This window comes from Porphyromonadaceae bacterium W3.11 (assembly GCA_030434245.1).
Classification (GTDB): domain Bacteria; phylum Bacteroidota; class Bacteroidia; order Bacteroidales; family Porphyromonadaceae; genus Porphyromonas_A.
Map to the genome: position 1 here is coordinate 343,662 of JAUISX010000003.1, position 19,813 is coordinate 363,474.

Here is a 19,813-nt window from a genome sequence, read left to right on the forward strand (position 1 = left end):
TTAATCCTCTGGCTCCAAATTGCTAACAATGAAGTCCTGACGTACAGGGGTATTACTACCCATATAGAACTCTAGCAATTCTTGTACATTATCTTCCTTCTTCATACTTACAGGATCTAATCGTATGTTATCGCCTATGAATTCCTTGAATTCCTCGGGTCTTATTTCTCCAAGACCCTTAAAGCGTGTCACGGTACATCCTTTGCCCAATTTCTTTATCGCTTCATTACGTTCGGACTCATCATAACAATATATAGTATTATTATCCTTCTTGTCACGAACCCTAAAAAGAGGCGTCTGTAAGATAAAGACATGATTTTGTCGGACCAGATCAGGGAAAAATCTAAGGAAAAATGTTATGAGGAGCAAGCGGATGTGCATACCATCCACATCGGCATCGGTAGCAACGATCACTTTTTCATACCTTAGCCCATCCATACCATCCTCAATGTTTAGGGCAGCCTGAAGGAGGTTAAACTCTTCATTTTCATAGACCACTTCTTTCTTCCTCCCATAACAATTAAGGGGCTTTCCTCTTAGAGAAAATACGGCCTGATACTCAGCATCCCTACTCTGAGTAATACTCCCACTAGCGGATAGACCCTCTGTAATAAATATCTGAGTCTCTTTACCTCGTTTGGACTTAGGGTCATTGAGATGCTGCGAACAATCTCGAAGTTTCTTATTGTGAATAGACGCTTTTTTCACCCTCTCTTTCGCCGCTTTACTGATCCCAGAAAGAGCTTTTCTTTCTCGCTCATTCTCTTGAATCTTCTTCAGCAAAGCTTCGGATGTCTCAGTATGGATATGAAGGTAATCGTCCAGATTTTCCTTAAGAAAGTCATTCACAAACTTTTGAATAGAGGTACCTCCCTCTTCAATCTCTCTTGACCCTAGCTTGGTCTTTGTTTGACTCTCAAATAGGGGCTCCTGAATTCGGATACTAATCGCAGCTGTGATGCCAGAGCGAATGTCATTAAAATCAAAATTCTTACCGAAGAAATCTCGTATTGTACGCCCAATAGCCTCCTTATATGCGGATAGGTGAGTACCGCCATGAATGGTATTCTGTCCATTTACAAATGAATAATACTCCTCTCCATACTGCGTAGAGTGAGTTATAGCGACCTCAATGTCTTTCCCTCTAAAGTGAATGATTGGATATAGAGGGTTACTAGTCATGCTCTCTTCAAGAAGATCGAGTAGTCCATTCTTGGAGACAAACTTATGGCCATTCAATACCATCTTAAGTCCAGGTTGAAGATATGCATACATTCGTAGCATTTCCTGAACATATTCTATTTGGTAGCGGTAGTTCTTAAATAGTGTATCATCTGGGAGAAAGTCTACTTCTGTCCCGTCCTTTTCAGTAGTCTCATAGAGTTCACAGTCCTCTATCAACTTTCCTTTTTCAAAAACTACTCGCTTAGCATAGCCATCTCTATAGGAGGTTACCACGAGGGTTGTGCTAAGTGCATTTACTGCCTTTAACCCCACTCCGTTTAGCCCCACGACTTTTTTAAAGACCTCATTATCATATTTAGCACCGGTATTCATAGTACCGACAGCCTTAACTAGAGAACCTTGTGGAATACCTCGTCCATGGTCACGGATAGTGACATGTCGCATATCTTCATCTATATTAATGATGATCTCCGAACCATATCCCATCGTGTACTCATCGATGGAATTGTCGATCACCTCCTTTAGTAGCACATAGATACCATCGTCCTTAGACGTTCCATCCCCTAGCTTACCTATATACATACCGGGACGCAGCCGGATATGCTCCATCGGATCTAAGGTCGCCACCTTATCATCATTGTAGTTAGCGACCGAACCTTCTGGGGTTGTTCCTATTAGCTTATCGTCCTTTTCTTCCACACTCATAAGTCTTTAATACCTTCCTTATAGCTATTTTTTATAGTAAATCTTTAATGTAAGATCTTCTCTTCTTGTGATTAACTTTCTTGAAGCTATTCCATTGGAGCATAACACTCATATTAGTCTCAAGCTCTGGATTACTCTCCACATACTTCACTTGATACTCATTCATAACAGGGATCAAGTCCTCAAATATCAAGGCATTTACCCCTTTATTTTGATATTCAGGGGCTACAGCAATCAGCAAAAGATCAACCACCTCTGGTCTTTTACTCTTTAACGCTTTAAGTAGATGTACAAACCCAGTCGGGAATAGCTTGCCCCCCGCTTTTTGAAGAGCTTTACTAAGATTTGGTAGCGTAATTCCAAAGGCTACTAATTTATCATCCTTCTCACGAATAATAAGACTTATTAGGTCTTGATTCACAAGCGGCATATACATCTTGGTGTAATAATCAATTTGCCTCTCGGATAATTCAGATACGCCATAAAGTGGCTTATAGCATTCATTGATCAGTTTGAATATGCTATTTCCATACCTTAATAACTCTTTCTTGCTACTTGCCTTTACAGTACGTAGTCCATATTTTCTTCGGACCAAGTCACTCATACGCTGATGACGTTCGGGGATCAATTTAGGAATATATATCTTAAATTCCAACCAATCGATATCCTTAATATATCCTATCCTCTCTAATTGTTTCGGATAGTATGGGAAGTTATACAGAGCTACAAGAGTCCCTAACTGGTCAAAGCCTTCAATCAACATGCCTTCAGGATCAAGGTCGGTAAAACCAAGAGGCCCTTTAATCGCTTCACAACCTTTTGCTGATGCCCATTTTTCAACAGCACCAAAAAGAAGATCCACCACAGCATTATCATCCTCAAAATCCACAAATCCAAAGCGTGCATGATTTTGATTCCAAGTGTCATTCGCTTTGTGATTAATGATTCCAGCAATTCGTCCTACGATCTTATCACCTCTATAGGCAAGATAGTAAACAGATTCGCTAAAGTCAAACGCAGGGTTGATATCACTCGATAGCGTACCCACTAAGTCGTCCACCAAATCTGGGACATAATAAGGGTGCCCTTTGTATAACTCATTGCCATATGCAGCAAATTCTTTAATGTCAGATTTTGTGACAGCTCTTTTGAGGGTTAGATCCTCATCTGGGGAGCTTGAACTAAGGTAGTTCATTAACTTCCTACCATATTTTTTATAACCGAAAGCCATGAAACGTCTCTCTATTGTAGATAATACTATTCTTAAACAAGCAAATATACACATTTTTGGAACGTTAACCGCTTTGAAACGTGAGAACGCTTGGGATAACTAAGTAACAAATAGTCATATATTCGTATTTCAGAACGATTTTCATTGAGCTAAATCATATATACAGCTTGTTATAATTCTCAAAGACATTTTAAATGGTTATCAATAGATTTGTAAGAATAAACAAAACAAATAGATTATATCACATTCTGTCATAGCACAAATCCAAAGCCTTATCACCATCACGGTGAGTATTCCAATCGACCCATTTATACGCCCAATATCACTGAATAATAAAAACAAAATAAGCTACAAAAGGTAGATACAATAATTCAAAAGAGATGAAAAAGACTATTCATAAAACAACAAGTAACTTTTAGTTATATGAAAAGAAAACATTTCCTATAGGACGCATATATTTATCCTATAAGAAACAAAAGGTGTTCTCATAGGGTAAATTCTTCTAACAATACGAGCAACATCATCGAAACCTCCTTAAGAGTGTTACATTCATTATTGTACCACGTATCAAAACAAAGTTCGGCAACCACTAACATAGTGGTTACCGAACTTATCTTCAGTTGTTACCTAACGGTAACTAATATCTCTTAGAAGGACTTCTACTTATTTCTGTGCTCTACGAGCAGAGTAGAAAATCTTTCTAGCATCAGCCTCTCTCAACTTCTGTTTTACTTCTGTAATCAAACCCATCTTAGCATCTTTATCGATCTTAAGAATTGTTGTCATATACTGTGCATCAGCCTCAGACATTGACGACTTTTCTTGAGCGATATAGTCAAAGATATCATTTGTAGTAGCAAACTTATCATTAAGCTGAATAGCGGCTTCTACTCCGTACTTTGCTTGATACTGCTTCAGTGGCTCACCCATATAAATATACGTAGCAAGCGACTTTTTCTCCATCTTCGTCAGCTCAGTAGCTGCAGGAAGCTGAACTTGCACCATCATAGTCACTTCACGGATAGAGGTCACCATCATAATGAAGAACAAGAACGCGAAGATCAAGTCAGGTAATGACATGGTATTCAGTTCAGGAACTTCACGGCTTCCATCTTTTGTAAATCTAGCCATAATGTGTCTTTAATAATTTAGTCGATTACTTTTTACCGTATTCTTTCGGGTTCGCCTCAGAAATCTTCTGAGGGTACATATCTACAAGGACTTTCTGCTGATCAGTAGAAAGATCTTCAAAAGAAGCTCCAAATAACTGAATTGCTCTCTCTTCACGAAGCTCAGTATAGGCTCTTGTCAGCTCATTCTGAACAGCAATATAATCCTCATATCTTGTATCCACGTCATTCGTTAATGAAATAACGTGATTCTTAGTGACTTTCTGCATGCCAACGTATGGGAATTCCACAAGTGAACGCTCAGGTAAATCCTCTTTGTCATTCACGTTAAGAACAAACTCCTTAATCTTCATCCTAAGGCCCTCTAGAGAAAGTTCTTCTCCATTAGCAAGGATTTGACCTCGGTTATTCACCAAGACACGGAGCATGTTACGACGATTCACATCAATTGACACATCTTGCTGATCTGGTGGAACAGCAGGGGGTAATTGTCTGGCAATACCAGTATCAGAACCCATTGAAGTAGTCAATAGGAAGAAAAGCAGCAGAATAAAAGAGATATCGGCGGTTGAGGATCCATTAATACTAGGAACCTTTTTCTTTCGACGTGCCATATTATAATCTTTCTTTTAAATTGTTACTTAATTCCTTTTCAAGATAGCATTTCTAACAGCGCCCCAGATAAGACCTGCTACACATAGTATCAACATAACATAGATACTATAGAGCCACATATCTGTAAACTTTAGATAAAAATCAGTGTTATATTTCGCCGAATCTGCGCCTACTGAGAGACGCTCTGTGCTACCAATCGCATACGTAACCCCTAGGAGGACAGCCAAAGCTACAATAGCTACTAAGCCACCCAACGCACCTTTGGGGTTCGTTTTAAGTTTACCAGCAAAGCCTACTATTGCAAATACAATCATCGCCAAGAGAGTAACACCTAATACGATGTAACAAGTGTACATCAGTAGGTCGGTATAGACTGGCTCTGGCTTAGCAGCGGTTGGGTCAACGTATCCACCAAAGATGTATATGCCTAAAACAACTACTGTGATAAGTGCGACAATCAGTAGGACAGTACTGGAAATTTTCCGTATTTTTTTTACTGCCATGATTATTTTATTTATTTGCGTACTTTACTTGGTGATCAACAACGTAGTCAACTAGAGTAATAGAAGCATCCTCCATGTTATTAAGGATAGCCTCATACTTAGCTAGGATATAGTTATAGAATACCTGAAGGATAAGTGCTACAATAAGACCAAAGATGGTAGTAATAAGAGCCACCTTCATACCTCCTGCTACTACTGTTGGGCTAATATCACCAACGATCTCAATTGTATCGAACGCGATAACCATACCAGTTACAGTACCCAAGAAACCTAGAGATGGAGCCATTGCAATAAATAGGGTAATCCATGACATGTTCTTCTCTAGAAGACCAGCTTGAACACCACCATAAGCAGTGATAGAACGCTCTACAACATCAAGACCCTGACCTAGACGGGTAAGTGCTTGATATGTGATAGATGCAACGGGACCACGAGTGTCACGTGCAAGTGCAAGAGCACCCTCTACATCGTTCACTTGAAGTTTGCTGTTAATCTGATCTAGGAATTTATCGTTATTAACGTCTGCTAGGTTTAGATAAATGATACGCTCTAAGCAGAATGCTAGACCTAGGATAAGCACAATTGATACTGCAGCCATGAACTCAGCACCACCATCAATGAACTTAGACTTAAGTTCTTGGTGAAAGCCACCTGTTGATGCTTCTACAGGAACCTCAGCATTAACTGCATCCTCTACCGCAGCGGCTTCCTGAGTCATCTCCTCTGTTGCAGGAGCAGCGGCATTTTCTGTCTCATCTTGTGCAAAAACTGCATTGGTGAAGCCAAGCGTAAGAAGGCCCATCAGTGCGATGCTTGCTAAAAATCTTTTCATTGTAAGTTCTTTTTAAAGATTAGTGATTAATTACTTTTCTATGTTATATCTCTTTTTTCAAATACCAGCAAATAGCAGACAAGACCTAATAATCAGATCATTCTACAACTTACTTTGCGGAGAGAGCGGGATTCGAACCCGCGATACACTTTTGGCGTATACACGCTTTCCAGGCGTGCCTCTTCAACCACTCGAGCATCTCTCCAGTTGCTCCCACCCATAGTAAAAAGGCATACTCGCCTACATTCTCCCGTATCGTAATAGCTTTTTTTGAACAACCCACACTAAGGGATATTCGTCAATTACTCCACAAATCTAATTTATTTCTTTGTAACTACCCACTTTTAGGGGGACTTTTTCAAATACGCCCCAGTTAAACAGATCACTTTTCCTGTGCTTTAGCTTATTTCAAAGCTGACGTTACAAAATCACCAATAGCCTCAGGATACTTACGCAGAGATCAAATTAGAGTGCTAAGTTAAACATTTTAACGGAATTCTCAAAAAGTCTATCTTTCAGCTGTTCCTCCTCACATTCATATAAACTAGCCAGATCTTTCACTACATATTTGAGATATGATGGCTCGTTACGCTTCCCTCGATATGGAACTGGTGTTAAATAGGGAGCATCCGTCTCTATCACGATTCGATCAAGAGGTAAGACGCCCTTTATGACTTCTTTCAGGGCACCATTCTTAAAGGTTAATACTCCAGTAATACCTATCATAAAATTCTCTAACGAAAGGGCTTTCATGAGCACCTCTCGACTTCCTCCATAGGCATGAATGACTCCTCTCAAATCTGGATACTCGGATAAGATAGAGATCACATCGGCTTCTGCATCTCGACTATGAACACTTACTGGGAGGTCATACTCAAGAGCCCACCCAATCTGTCGTCTGAGTGCTTTTATCATCTCTTCCTTATACGTCAGATCCCAGTGATAATCTAGGCCAATCTCTCCTATCCCTACAAACCGAGTGGGATCTCGGCGTAGTTCAATCTCTAGACGATCTAGAACATGACTATATTCTGCCCCGACACTAGTAGGATGTAACCCGATCATGGGATAGCACATCTCTGGATTACTTGCCACTAAGCTCATCATCTGTGGAAACGAATCTAAATCCACGTTGGGAAGCAGGACGCATCTAACACCCTCAGCTTTAGCACGCTCTAGGACTAGCTCTATATCGTCAGCATAACTATAATCCTCTCCCGTGACGTAATATATATGTGAATGTGTATCTATTATCATATTTCAAATCAAATCTTACGCTCTACCAAGTGAGCAAAAAGGTTCTTCATCTTTAAGATCCTTTCATTTGGAATTGAAAGTTGGTCGAGACAATCGATTGCTCTTTGGCTTAAGAGATCAACTTCTTTAAGTGCCAAAGCTCCAATTCCAATCTCTTCATAGAGGCGAGTCATCTTTGATATCTTTTCACTATCATCATCTAAGGCTAGAATCTCTGATACACGCCCTGAAGCTTTAGCATAAGCAGAGATCAAGAGCCAGGTTCTCTTTCCTTCAAAAATGTCACCACCTTTGATCTTTCCAAACTTAGCTTCTCCAAAAACATCCAACCAATCATCCATGACTTGAAAGGCCTGACCCATCAACTCCACGCCTCGTCCCATCAATGCCACATCTCCTTCAGGTGCTCCAGCAACCAGTGCACCGAGAGAGCTGGCTCCCATAAAGAGATGAGAGGTTTTGAGTCGAATCATATCCATATACTCTCCAAGTGTAATTTGAGATAATGGACAATCTTCATAATCGGTATCATACTGCTGTCCTTCGCATACAGCTATAGCCATCTCATTAAAACGTTTCAGCACTTGGGGTAGATATTTCGGCTCAACATCCTCAAGTTGTCTATACGCCTCCACTAACATTCCATCTCCTGAAAGGATAGCAGTATTCGCACCCCATTTCTTATAAACGGTGGGCACTCCTCGACGCATTGGGGCGTCATCCATCACATCGTCATGCAAGAGAGAGAAGTTATGAAATAGCTCTACAGCTCTAAGAATAGGCAAAACTGGGGTATAGTTATCCTCTCCTCGATAAGCTTGATAGGCAAGTAGGACAATCAAAGGCCTCAATCTTTTACCCCCCTGCTCTAATAAATAATGCATCGGCTCGTAAAGGCCTTTTGGTTGCTTTTGGTCGAGCTTTAGGGCCGCCATTTCGTTAGCGACTATCTCTAACTCTCTATTCAGGTCAATCTTCATACTGAAACTTTAATTAATTAAGGGTTGGGCATCACTTCCATTCTCCATCACTGAGAATAATATGAACCCAACCCTTAGATATCAATTTATGGAAATCACTCCACTTCTACTTTTTTACTAGAACGGATTAAGTAATAAAATATCGCTATATACATCACGACAGTGACTACATGGCTCCAAACATTTCCTAACCACACTTGGCTAATAAGATCTACGCCCATTAGTTTAAGAATAGCACTAACAACTCCCATTAATGCACCACCGGCGATAAAACCACTCGCCAATAATGTACCCTTATCCTTACGTGCCTTATTAAGGGCAGCATCTTTAGAGCGTGATCCTACGTACCAGCTAATAAAGCCACCTACGATTAGCGGAAGGTTTAGCTGTAAAGGAATAAACATACCCAAAGCAAATGGTAGTGCAGGAACTTTGATAAGCGTTAGCACCAATGCTAATAACGCTCCGATACCGTATAAGGCCCATTTTCCTCCGCCACCCATCATCAGAGGCTCTATCAGTGCAGCCATGGCATTAGCTTGTGGAGCACTCAATGAACCTTCACCAGTAAATCCATAAGCCTTCTCAAGAATGATGACCACTCCGCATACTGTAGCGGCTGCTACTAATGTCCCAAGGAACTTCCAACTCTGCTGAGCTTTCGGTGTCGAACCCAACCAGTAACCAATCTTAAGGTCTGTAATAAAACCACCTGCCATAGATAAGGCAGTACAAACGACCACACCTATAATAAGGGCTGACACCATGCCACTAGGACCATTCATCCCGACTGCGACTAATACGACACTTGCCAAAATAAGCGTCATTAAAGTCATACCGGATACGGGGTTTGATCCAACAATTGCAATGGCATTAGCAGCTACAGTCGTAAATAAGAATGCGATGATAGCAACCAATATCACACCCACAATAGCCCACAAGGCATTATGATGCACGACTGCAATATAGAAGAATAGACCTATAGCAACAAGGGCTAAAAGCACCCCCCAGACTATAAACTTCATACTGATGTCACGATCTGTCCTAGGGGTATCTTCTGACTTCACAGAATCTGTCTTCCCCTTTAATTCGGTACCTGCTAGCTTTATCGCCCCTGTAATAATCTTACGGCTATTCCAGATACTAATGAGTCCCGCCATAGCGATACCACCGATACCGATATTTCGACCATAATTAGTGAAGATCTCCTCAGCTGACATTTGGCCAATAGGGATAGTAATAGCAGGATCACCAAAAGCCATAATATCGCCACCCCAGAAGGCACTCATAAGTGGCACAATAACCCACCAAACAAGTGCTGAACCTGCACAGATAATCGCCGCATACTTCAGCCCGATAATATAGCCTAGCCCCATCACGGCAGCTCCTGTATTAAGCTTAAAGACCAACTTGGTCTTCTCAGCAAATGCTGCACCGTATAGCAAAATTCTAGAGCTGAAGACTTCATGCCATGCACCAAGAGTAGATACCGCAAAGTCATATAGACCTCCAATTACTCCAGATATCAGCAATGGCTTCGCTTGTGCACCACCCTTCTCACTACTAAGCAAGACCTGAGTTGTAGCTGTTGCTTCAGGGAAAGGGAACTCTCCGTGCATATCCTTCACAAAATAACGACGGAATGGTACCAGCATCAATATCCCTAGAATTCCTCCCAGCAAAGCACTCAAAAAGATCTGGAAGAAATCCACATGCATCTGCCCAGGATATTTATCACTAAGAATGAATATGGCAGGAATCGTAAAGATAGCACCAGCCACCACTACACCACTAGCGGCACCGATACTCTGTATCATTACGTTCTCGAGAAGTGCATTCTTCCTCTTAGTCGCGGTTGTGATACCCGCTGCAATAATAGCAATCGGTATCGCGGCCTCAAATACCTGGCCTACCTTGAGACCCAGATAAGCAGTAGCGGCACTAAAAATCACGGCCATAAGGATCCCCCACCCCACACTATAAGCGGTAACCTCCTTCACTTTATTAGAGTTCACTACAGGTATGTATTTTTCACCTGACCTGAGCGGACGGTACGCATTTTCGGGAAGCTCACCCTTCCTAACTTGCGGCTGTTCGGTACTCATGTTGTTTTAAATTTTCAGTTAAAATATGATTAGTACAATTATTATTTAGTGGAAATACCTAACGTCATCTGAGCTAGTTTTATCTCTCCAAGATCTCCAGTATGCTTTCCCTCAACATCTGACAGCTTCACGCAGTGATGCCAAGGCTGTGTTGGAGATACCTGACACGCCACTAACTTCATGACGATATTCATAGGGACGACATCATGGCCTACATCGTTAGTTAGATTAGTACCGATACCAAATGTCGCTGTGATCTTACCCTTACAATACTCTTTTATATCAACTGCCTTTGGAATATTAAGGCTATCACTAAATACCAGATATTTGAGCATAGGATCTATCTTCAGCTCCTTATAACGCTTGACCGCCTTATCCACAAAAAGATAAGGATCCCCACTATCATGCCTTAGGGATGTGAAAAGCATGGCATGCTTCTTACTGAAGTTCCGCATAAACACATCAGTGGTATAGGTATCAGTCAATACAGTACCTAAGTCCCCATCATATACATTAATCCAATGCTCCATAGACATATAATTAGCCATCTTGTATCCATAGAGCGCTGCATGAAATTGGACCCATTCATGAGGATGAGTACCAGTCACACGGATGTTGTGCTTCATAGCAAAATACACATTAGAAGTACCAAAGAGACTTTCTCCTGCATATTTCTTAAGCAGCCCTGTGATTTCGTCTTCCACACTACTACTAAAACGGCGTCTCATCCCAAAGATAGATACTTGAAGGCCATTTTCCTTCATCATCTTCGCCTTCTCTATCGCCTGCGTCCGCACATGCTCAAGATCTGGTTTATCTCCAGCTACCCTATAGAATAACTCTGAGACGATAGCCAATATTGGTGTCTCCCACATTGTAATACGATAAAGAAGGCCCTCAGCAGAAATACTCAGGTGTCCCTCCTCGTCTAGCTTCACATCCACCTCTCTAGGGTCATATTGATACCCTTTAATGTAGTCTATGTAGAAAGGAGGTAGATATGGACATTCCCGACGTAAAAAATCAGCTTCCTCATCAGTTAATTTTAATTGACTCATCTTCTCCAGCTCCTCGCGTACTAGTTTATCAAAGCCTTGAGGATAAATCGTCTCACTCCGATCAAAGAAAGAAAAGCGACCTCTTGCTCTCGGAAATAGCTTAGCATAAGCATAGCCAGTCGTAAATTTATATAGATCAGTATCCAATATACTGAGTATTATTCCTTCACTCATGATTGATTTCTTTAGGGTTATGGCACATTATTGCACGAGTAACAAAAGTAACGATATTCACCATATCCACAAAATAAGGACCCGTAATAGCTTTATTATGCCTTCATATTATAATGAGCAAGCAAAGGGATAAACGTAGCGAACAAAAGTGCTTTAAAACACACGTTACCAACACCTTACACTAATATATTAACAACGAAAAACAGCAAAGTGTTACTCTCGTCGATCTACAAGCAGTCTTGCGGATAGTTTTCACAGATAAAATAACTTCCACTGTTCTCTGGAACAAAGAAAATCTTAAGGAGCCTTTAGAAAAGTCTAATAAATGGCATAAGCCGCAAAAATAGAGTTTATCACCTTGGCTAAAGGGGTGCACAATTCAATTTGCCTCTCGGTTAGTGAGTTACCCATCACAAAGCATGTAAAAATCACAGGGTCAAAACTTTTGATTAAATTTGTTCTCAAGACAATATAACGATATGAACATATTAACCATTGCAGAGCAAAACAGAGAGTTTCAGTGGCTTTGTTTTGAGACACTTGAAGAGGGTAGAGAGTTTACCAAACTTCTACCCGGATACCACTATGTCCTAAATGATAAGGATGGATCAATAGAGGAGGAGTGGTTACTACCCTTGGAAATACCAGACTATACAGAGATAGAATTTCATGGGAACATTATCCCATTGTCCAAATTTATGTTCCATGACTTTGATAAGGCCACTATCTATTATAGAGAAGTACCGAGCCTTAGCACCTCAAACCACGGAATGATAGAGGGATATACTATTATTGACGCATACGCGATACCGAATACTGATGTGCGTGCGTACGTAGAGAAGAGAGAGAAAATGTTTCTAACAGTCAAGAACATTTTAGAAGAAAAGGGATTCGAAGTAGAGCGTGCATACCACGGCTCAGAGGACGGCGAAGCCATTCTATACAGACGTTCTACTGACAGTCGTTGGTTCTTTCTTGACCATATGGATCCATTGTTTGTTGATCTTGCTAAAGAAAGCGACGAACAGATTAGAGAATGGGTTGAACAGAGTCTATTATAGTCCTATTATCAATAGGGAACAGATAAATAACACTTCCAAAAAGGAGGTTTTGCAAAATATTTTGAGTAATCAAAAATAATTTGTAAGTTTGCAACTCAAAGATGCTAAGTGTGAACTTGTGTGACTTTCTAGAAACACGATGAATTACCATGGGCAGTTACCAAAGTGGCCAACTGGGGCTGACTGTAACTCAGCTGTCTTTCGACTTCGGTGGTTCGAATCCATCACTGCCCACAACACTTAGCTTACTTATATTCAATAGACAAAGAGGTTCAAAGTTTAGAGATTCAAAGTTTTTGGAAGATTATCCACTCTGGGTATAGTCAACCACTACTTTATTTAAAGCGTCTGCACTAACAAGTCAAGTGCTTTTCTAACAATAATCATCGGGAGTAAGCTTTGCTTACCTGTGAGACTCAGAACAAATAAAATAATCGAAACCAATATAATATTTATGGCAAATAGTTACACGCTACTTGAGCTAAACAAACTCAATGAAGATGAGTTGAAAAATGTAGCTAAAGAGCTTGGCATCAAAGTCTCTAATAAAGATACAGACCGACGTAATTTGGAGTATCAGATTTTGGATGCACAGGCTATTCAGATGGCTGCTAAAATGCGCGGCGACAACAAACCTGAAAAGAAGGGAGCACCGCAAAAGAAAACAAATACTAGAAACACACGCACAAACAACAAAAAAAATCAAGCTGACGATTCCCAAAAGAATGCTATAGAAAAAGCTAAAGCAGCTACAGAAAAACCTCGTAGAGCCGCAGCGAAAAAGTCTGAGAATAAAGAGTCTGAAGATGATAATAACAAAGACTCTTCAACAAAGGCTGCTCCTAAAAAAAGAGGACGTCCTAGAAAGAATGCTGCGACACAAAAGAAGGAAGCGGATACATCTAAGAAGAACGACGCAAGCAATCAAGAGGAAAAGCCTGCTGAAACTCCTAATAACAAGGTATCAGCAGAGGATGACAAGAATACCAAGACTACTGATTCTAAGCAAGAAACTTCTAAGCCTACCGTTTTTGTCAATAGAAATGCACAAAACAAAACTGTCCTTACGGACATGATAGGTATGATGTCTTCGGGCACTCAACCTAAAAAAGCAGAGACAAAAACAGTGGAAGAATCAAAACAGGATAATACTAAACAGGCTACAGCAGCTCAAGAAAAGCAAAAAGCTGAGTCGCAAGATAAGCCTCAAGAGCATCAAGCTCAATCCAAGCAACAAGATCAACAACGTAAGACTCATGACAACCGTCAGGGGCAAAATCAACAGTCATCTAATAATAGGGCTCCTCAGAATGACCATCATTATGACTTTGGAGATTCACTACATACTGTCGGTGTACTAGAAATCTTACCTGACGGATATGGATTTATTCGTAGTAGTGACTATAATTATCTATCATCTCCAGATGATGTCTACGTATCGCAACAGCAAATTAAGAACTATGGACTAAAGACGGGTGATGTCGTAGAGGCTGTAGTGACTCTTCCAAGAGATAAAGACAAGTATTTCCCAATGAAGAGGGTAGAACGTCTTAATGGATGCGATCCTAAGAAGATTCGTGACAGGGTGCCATTTGACTATCTTACACCTCTATTCCCAACTGAGAAGTTCAAACTAGAGGCGGCCTCTAGCACCAAGGTGTACGACAAGCAAGCTATGCGTATCGTAGATCTATTCACTCCTATTGGTAAAGGACAGCGTGGATTGATCGTTGCACAGCCTAAGACTGGTAAGACAATGTTGCTGAAGGATATTGCCAATGCGATAGCACACAATCATCCAGAGGTTTATATGATGATCCTTTTGATTGATGAGCGTCCAGAAGAGGTTACCGACATGGCTCGTAATGTGAATGCTGAGGTCATCGCCTCTACTTTTGATGAACCAGCCGAACAGCACGTTAAGATCGCGGATATCGTCTTGCAGAAAGCTAAAAGATTGGTGGAATGTGGTCATGATGTCGTAATCCTACTTGACTCTATCACTCGTCTAGCCCGTGCATACAATACCGTACAGCCAGCTAGTGGCAAGGTACTATCTGGTGGTGTAGATGCTAATGCACTACAAAAGCCGAAGCGCTTCTTCGGAGCGGCACGAAATATCGAAGGCGGTGGTAGCCTAACCATCCTAGCAACGGCTCTTACTGATACTGGATCTAAGATGGACGAAGTGATCTTTGAGGAATTCAAGGGAACTGGTAATATGGAGCTTCAATTAGACCGTCGACTATCCAATAAGAGGATCTATCCAGCTATTGACCTCCAGAGCTCTAGTACTCGTAGGGATGATCTACTTCAAAATCCAGATGTTCAAAGTCGTATGTGGGTACTTCGTCGTTTGATTGGCGAGATGACCACAGCCGAAGCTATGGAATTCCTAAAGACTAGGATAGATAACACCGTAGATAATATCGAATTCCTTGCCTCCATGAATGGGTAAGCAGGATGATAGAAAAGAATAATAGTTATGACTTATAGTTATAATCATAGGCAGTTGGTGCACCGTTTGGTGTTCCAACTGTTCTTTTTTGTACTCACTCCCACCCTACTCTTATCTCAGTCTATTGATCAGAAGATGAGAGCTGCCGGATTGGTTGACATCCAAGAAATAGACCCAACGATACAAGTATCTCTCATGTACGCCAGCACAGATAATTTTGTAGGCGTTAATATGTATGGTGACCTAAAAAAGGCGTATCTTTTACCTCACTTTGCTGAGAAACTAAGAAAGGCTCAACGTAAACTGAAGTCTGAAAAGGGAGAACAGTATTCGCTCATCATACATGATGCAGCTAGACCCCTCAGCGTACAGCGTAAGATGTGGAACTCAGTAAAAGGGACACCGAACTCAGTTTACGTAGCCCCTCCTAGCAATGGTGGCGGAAGGCACAACTATGGTGCTGCGGTGGACATCACTATAATCAACCTAGACACAGGCGAAGAGCTAGATATGGGAAGTCCCGTAGATTATTTTGGAGAGCGTGCTCATATCAACATAGAGGCGTCCCTTGTGAAGAGAGGATTGATAACTCAGGAAGCGGCAAATAATAGAGCATATCTCATGCAGTTAATGAACAGTCAAGATTTAAGGGCGATACGCAAAGAATGGTGGCACTTCCAAGAAAGAAATTCTATTTCTTATGTAAGGAAGACGTATCAGTTGCTTGACTTTTAAGAATATTAGAGAACAATAAGATGAAAATAGCAATCGTTGGAACTGGCTATGTGGGCCTCGTCTCAGGAACTTGCTTCGCAGAGATGGGATTAATGGTCAATTGCGTTGACTCAAACACAGAGAAGATCGAAGCTCTAAAACGGGGCGAGATACCAATATACGAACCGGGACTAGATCAGCTGATCAAAAAAAATAAAGACGAAGGTCGCCTTGTGTTTCACTCCTCATTAAGAGATTGTATCGGAGACATCTCTGTACTCTTCATTGCAGTAGGCACCCCCTCTGCTAATGATGGGACAGCTGACCTTAGCTATGTGTATAAGGTAGCCGAAGAGATTGGCGATCTCATGACCCAGCCCCTTCTTATTGTTACGAAAAGTACAGTACCTGTAGGGACCACACACCAAGTACAACGCATTATCCGAGGGAAATTAGACGGACGTGGGCTTCATCATCTACATTTCGACATAGCATCCAACCCTGAATTTCTCAAAGAAGGGGCTGCGATAAAGGATTTCATGAGTCCTGATAGGGTCATCGTAGGAGTAGAGAGTGAATCAGCTAAGGAAATTATGACCAAGCTATATCGCCCATTTCTAATCAATAACTTTAGGGTTATTTTCATGGATATACTCTCTTCAGAACTCACAAAGTATGCCTCTAATGCCATGCTAGCTACCCGTATCAGCTTCATGAATGAACTCGCTAATCTTAGTGAGAAACTAGGAGCTGATATAGAACTCGTGAGAAAAGGAATGGGGGCAGATAAGAGGATTGGAACTAGCTTCCTCTATCCAGGTATCGGATATGGTGGGTCTTGCTTTCCTAAGGACGTACTAGCACTAATCCAGACTGCCAGACAGCATGAAATAGAACTTCAAATCGTGACAAAAGTCCACGAAGCAAATGAGCTACAGAAGCATCGTCCTTACGAAAAATTAAAAACGCACTTGGGTGACCTTAAGGGAAAAACGATTGCCATATGGGGCTTGTCATTCAAACCTGAAACAGATGATATGAGACAGGCACCCAGTATCATACTACTGGATAGCCTTATCAAAGCAGGGGCTGTGGTAAAAGCCTTTGACCCCATCGCGATGGACAATGCCAGAGCACTCTTTCCCGAAGGCATTCATTTCTGCTCAAACATCTATGAGACTGTAGAAGAGGCAGATGCACTAGTCTTGCTCACAGAGTGGAAACAGTTTAGACTACCCAACTGGGAACGAATCCAAGAGCTGATGACAGGCAACCTTATCATTGATGGACGAAATATCTTTGTCCCTGAAGAACTGAGAGAACTGGGATTTAAATACAGTGGGATCGGACGCTCCTAAATTTATATATCATCAATACATTAACGCCGCTATAAAGAAGTAATATGGGGGCAGCATTCCATCCCTACCCCAAAGCATCGGAGTATCAAGAAGCTCTTCAGCAGTACGTTTGAGATCAAATCCAAAGTTCTCAAGAGAGTTTCTGGCCTTTAACGGATGTCGGCAAGGAGCGGGTTTTTCCGCCACTCTAGTACACTTATATGGGTCACACAGATGACAACTCCCAGCATAAAAGGCTCTACTACCAGGATACTGCTGCTCTAAGTCCCACAACTCAGGATCAATAATAGCCCTCACTTGGGTCATATACATATCCCCAATTTCACGTTGCTCCTCCATGGAGAATTTCTTATCTAGCAATCGCTCTGGTAAAAGCATCTTATACCCAAAGATGTCAACCATACTATATTGATCAAGAATAGCATTTAGGTCAAAATCAAAAGGAGGACAGACCCATTGCTGACCAAAGTTCCTGCACTTAGCACAATAGCCTTGAAACTTTTCTACGTCTTGATATTCTCGTCGATACTCCCCAAGAGAGATCTGACACGAATTTTTCTCTATCTGCAGTGTTTCCATTGAAATAAACAAAAGGAGGGTTCGGGCAAAATATCCCAAACCCTCTATCTATAGTCATTTATCTAACGTTCATTACTCCTTAAGAATCACATCGTGAGCACCACCTTCTACAATAGAAGTGGATGATACTAAGGTAATCTTAGCATTTTCTCTTAGATGACTGAGAGTAGTGGAGCCGCAACTACACATCGTAGCCTTAACCTTACTTAGAGTACTAATAAGATTATCAGCCATCTTACCAGCATAGGGCACATAGCTATCCACACCTTCCTCGAACTTCATCCCCTCAGACTCACTTCCACTATCATAGCGTTGCCAGTTCTTAGCACGGTTAGAGCCTTCACCCCAATATTCCTTGACGTAATTACCCTGCATTCTCAACTTCTTCGTTGGGCTTTCGTCAAAACGAGCGAAGTAACGTCCCATCATCAAGAAGTCAGCACCCATAGCCAAGGCCAATACCATATGATAGTCATGCACGATTCCGCCGTCTGAACAGATAGGTACATATATCCCACTCTCTTGGAAATATTCATCTCTAGCCTTTGCCACATCCATAATAGATGTAGCCTGACCTCTACCAATACCCTTTTGTTCACGAGTAATACAGATAGAGCCACCACCGATACCGACCTTAATAAAGTCAGCACCAGCTGCTACTAAGTACTTAAATCCATCTTGATCTACCACATTTCCAGCTCCGATTGGGATATTAGGATAATTCTCCTTAACCCATCTTAGTGTCATTTCCTGCCACTCTGAATAACCATCAGAGCTATCAATACAAAGAACATCTACTCCTGCATTAACTAGTGCTGGCACACGCTCCTGATAATCTCTAGAATTAATCCCAGCACCTACTAATAACTGCTTAGAATCTTGGTCTAGCAATTCATAAGGATGCTTGCGATGAGCATCATAGTCCTTACGGAAGACGAAGAAATTAAGGTTTTGATTATCATCGATGATAGGAAGTGTATTTAACTTATGATCCCAAATAATATCATTCGCCTCACTCAGGGTTATCCCGATTTTTCCTACGGTCAACTTCTCAAAAGGGGTCATAAATGACGAGACTTTTGTTTCAAGCGGTGTAGTACTTAATCTATAATCCCTACTAGTAATGATGCCAAGTAGCTTACCCTTTGGAGAACCATCCTCTGTCACTGCGATGGTAGAGTGACCGGTCCTCTTTGTTAGAGCTAATACATCTGCTAATGTTTGCTCTGGTTTGAGATTAGAATCACTAGTCACAAAACCAGCCTTAAACTTTTTGACCTTACGGACCATTTCTGCCTGTTGGTCGATAGGTTGAGATCCAAAAATGAAGGATATCCCCCCATTCCTAGCAAGCTCAATAGCCAGTGTATCATTAGATACAGACTGCATTATAGCACTTACGAAAGGGATATTTAGCTGAATCTTCGGCTTTTCCCCTAGTGAATACTTAGTAAGTGGTGTGGACAGATTGATATTTTCAGGCGTACACTCTTTGGTGGTTAGTCCTGGTATCAGTAGATATTCCCCGAATGTATGGGAAACTTGCTCTAGAATTTTTGCCATGTTTTCCTCCTATTTATAAGTTTTGGATATTATGAAGGTACAATTTGCTTGCAAAGTTACTGAAAAATCCGCACAAACATAACTACTATTCACCTTCTTGAAATAAAAATCAGCTCCTCATGAATGTATTTTATACAGAGTCGATACCGTAAGTTACTATCATAAAGTGACTAAACAATAGTAAGAACTCATATGAAGCTCATAAAGCTTCCCCATAAAATAATATTCATGATGAATAAAACTCGATATAATAAAAACGTTGAAGTGAGACAACCTTTATCATCTCCTTCAACGTTATATATCAA

General features: G+C 41.1%; 16 protein-coding genes and 2 tRNA genes. 5 read left to right on the forward strand and 13 right to left on the reverse strand.

The features are described from left to right. The 11 genes from QYZ87_06410 to pncB all read right to left on the reverse strand — a co-directional run bounded on the left by QYZ87_06410 (window position 1) and on the right by pncB (window position 11,775). Window positions 1-1,794, reverse strand: coding sequence for a DNA topoisomerase IV subunit B (locus QYZ87_06410; protein ID MDN4754160.1), 1,794 nt, complete (start codon window positions 1,792-1,794; stop codon window positions 1-3). 127 nt (window positions 1,795-1,921) lie between these two features. Next, entirely contained in the window at window positions 1,922-3,085 is a 1,164-nt protein-coding gene (locus QYZ87_06415; GenBank protein MDN4754161.1) for a hypothetical protein, read from the reverse strand. Window positions 3,086-3,784: 699 nt separating this feature from the next. After that, entirely contained in the window at window positions 3,785-4,252 is a 468-nt protein-coding gene (locus QYZ87_06420) for a biopolymer transporter ExbD (protein MDN4754162.1), read from the reverse strand. A 25-nt stretch (window positions 4,253-4,277) separates the two neighbouring features. Then, a complete protein-coding gene (locus QYZ87_06425) occupies window positions 4,278-4,865 on the reverse strand; it encodes a biopolymer transporter ExbD (GenBank protein ID MDN4754163.1) in 588 nt (195 codons plus the stop codon). Window positions 4,866-4,892: 27 nt separating this feature from the next. Then, on the reverse strand, window positions 4,893-5,369 hold the full coding sequence (locus QYZ87_06430; protein MDN4754164.1) for a hypothetical protein: 477 nt from the start codon (window positions 5,367-5,369) through the stop codon (window positions 4,893-4,895). 7 nt (window positions 5,370-5,376) lie between these two features. Continuing rightward, window positions 5,377-6,201, reverse strand: coding sequence for a MotA/TolQ/ExbB proton channel family protein (locus tag QYZ87_06435; GenBank protein ID MDN4754165.1), 825 nt, complete (start codon window positions 6,199-6,201; stop codon window positions 5,377-5,379). Between the two features lie 117 nt (window positions 6,202-6,318). Further along, a tRNA-Ser gene (locus QYZ87_06440) sits at window positions 6,319-6,406 on the reverse strand. A 260-nt stretch (window positions 6,407-6,666) separates the two neighbouring features. Then, entirely contained in the window at window positions 6,667-7,458 is a 792-nt protein-coding gene (locus QYZ87_06445) for a TatD family hydrolase (GenBank protein ID MDN4754166.1), read from the reverse strand. A gap of 8 nt (window positions 7,459-7,466) precedes the next feature. Then, on the reverse strand, window positions 7,467-8,438 hold the full coding sequence (locus QYZ87_06450; protein MDN4754167.1) for a polyprenyl synthetase family protein: 972 nt from the start codon (window positions 8,436-8,438) through the stop codon (window positions 7,467-7,469). Between the two features lie 95 nt (window positions 8,439-8,533). Beyond that, on the reverse strand, window positions 8,534-10,543 hold the full coding sequence (locus QYZ87_06455) for an oligopeptide transporter, OPT family (GenBank protein MDN4754168.1): 2,010 nt from the start codon (window positions 10,541-10,543) through the stop codon (window positions 8,534-8,536). A gap of 41 nt (window positions 10,544-10,584) precedes the next feature. Further along, entirely contained in the window at window positions 10,585-11,775 is a 1,191-nt protein-coding gene (gene pncB / locus QYZ87_06460; GenBank protein ID MDN4754169.1) for a nicotinate phosphoribosyltransferase, read from the reverse strand. Window positions 11,776-12,254: 479 nt separating this feature from the next. Here pncB and QYZ87_06465 point away from each other — a divergent pair, with 479 nt between their 5' ends. From QYZ87_06465 to QYZ87_06485, 5 genes are all read left to right on the forward strand, one after another. Next, complete coding sequence (locus QYZ87_06465; GenBank protein ID MDN4754170.1) at window positions 12,255-12,836, forward strand: hypothetical protein; 582 nt, start codon at window positions 12,255-12,257, stop codon at window positions 12,834-12,836. 151 nt (window positions 12,837-12,987) lie between these two features. Continuing rightward, window positions 12,988-13,070 (forward strand) — tRNA-Tyr (locus tag QYZ87_06470). Between the two features lie 220 nt (window positions 13,071-13,290). Beyond that, on the forward strand, window positions 13,291-15,294 hold the full coding sequence (gene rho / locus QYZ87_06475) for a transcription termination factor Rho (protein ID MDN4754171.1): 2,004 nt from the start codon (window positions 13,291-13,293) through the stop codon (window positions 15,292-15,294). 135 nt (window positions 15,295-15,429) lie between these two features. Next, window positions 15,430-16,029, forward strand: a complete 600-nt coding sequence (locus QYZ87_06480) for a M15 family metallopeptidase (protein ID MDN4754172.1) — start codon at window positions 15,430-15,432, stop codon at window positions 16,027-16,029. Between the two features lie 20 nt (window positions 16,030-16,049). After that, entirely contained in the window at window positions 16,050-17,366 is a 1,317-nt protein-coding gene (locus tag QYZ87_06485) for a UDP-glucose/GDP-mannose dehydrogenase family protein (GenBank protein MDN4754173.1), read from the forward strand. 12 nt (window positions 17,367-17,378) lie between these two features. Here QYZ87_06485 and QYZ87_06490 read toward each other — a convergent pair whose 3' ends face one another. Then, window positions 17,379-17,945: a DUF2284 domain-containing protein gene (locus QYZ87_06490; GenBank protein ID MDN4754174.1), complete on the reverse strand. Its 567-nt coding sequence runs from the start codon at window positions 17,943-17,945 to the stop codon at window positions 17,379-17,381. 72 nt (window positions 17,946-18,017) lie between these two features. Further along, window positions 18,018-19,508, reverse strand: coding sequence for an IMP dehydrogenase (locus QYZ87_06495; GenBank protein ID MDN4754175.1), 1,491 nt, complete (start codon window positions 19,506-19,508; stop codon window positions 18,018-18,020). Window positions 19,509-19,813 lie beyond the last annotated feature (305 nt).

Bases quoted from the DNA above. Each gene is read 5' to 3' on its own strand.
- QYZ87_06410 (MDN4754160.1), bottom strand. From the start codon at position 1,794: ATGGAGCATATCCGGCTGCGTCCCGGTATGTATATAGGTAAGCTAGGG.
- QYZ87_06415 (MDN4754161.1), bottom strand. From the start codon at position 3,085: ATGAACTACCTTAGTTCAAGCTCCCCAGATGAGGATCTAACCCTCAAA.
- QYZ87_06420 (MDN4754162.1), bottom strand. From the start codon at position 4,252: ATGGCTAGATTTACAAAAGATGGAAGCCGTGAAGTTCCTGAACTGAAT.
- QYZ87_06425 (MDN4754163.1), bottom strand. From the start codon at position 4,865: ATGGCACGTCGAAAGAAAAAGGTTCCTAGTATTAATGGATCCTCAACC.
- QYZ87_06430 (MDN4754164.1), bottom strand. From the start codon at position 5,369: ATGGCAGTAAAAAAAATACGGAAAATTTCCAGTACTGTCCTACTGATT.
- QYZ87_06435 (MDN4754165.1), bottom strand. From the start codon at position 6,201: ATGAAAAGATTTTTAGCAAGCATCGCACTGATGGGCCTTCTTACGCTT.
- QYZ87_06445 (MDN4754166.1), bottom strand. From the start codon at position 7,458: ATGATAATAGATACACATTCACATATATATTACGTCACGGGAGAGGAT.
- QYZ87_06450 (MDN4754167.1), bottom strand. From the start codon at position 8,438: ATGAAGATTGACCTGAATAGAGAGTTAGAGATAGTCGCTAACGAAATG.
- QYZ87_06455 (MDN4754168.1), bottom strand. From the start codon at position 10,543: ATGAGTACCGAACAGCCGCAAGTTAGGAAGGGTGAGCTTCCCGAAAAT.
- pncB (MDN4754169.1), bottom strand. From the start codon at position 11,775: ATGAGTGAAGGAATAATACTCAGTATATTGGATACTGATCTATATAAA.
- QYZ87_06465 (MDN4754170.1), top strand. From the start codon at position 12,255: ATGAACATATTAACCATTGCAGAGCAAAACAGAGAGTTTCAGTGGCTT.
- rho (MDN4754171.1), top strand. From the start codon at position 13,291: ATGGCAAATAGTTACACGCTACTTGAGCTAAACAAACTCAATGAAGAT.
- QYZ87_06480 (MDN4754172.1), top strand. From the start codon at position 15,430: ATGAGAGCTGCCGGATTGGTTGACATCCAAGAAATAGACCCAACGATA.
- QYZ87_06485 (MDN4754173.1), top strand. From the start codon at position 16,050: ATGAAAATAGCAATCGTTGGAACTGGCTATGTGGGCCTCGTCTCAGGA.
- QYZ87_06490 (MDN4754174.1), bottom strand. From the start codon at position 17,945: ATGGAAACACTGCAGATAGAGAAAAATTCGTGTCAGATCTCTCTTGGG.
- QYZ87_06495 (MDN4754175.1), bottom strand. From the start codon at position 19,508: ATGGCAAAAATTCTAGAGCAAGTTTCCCATACATTCGGGGAATATCTA.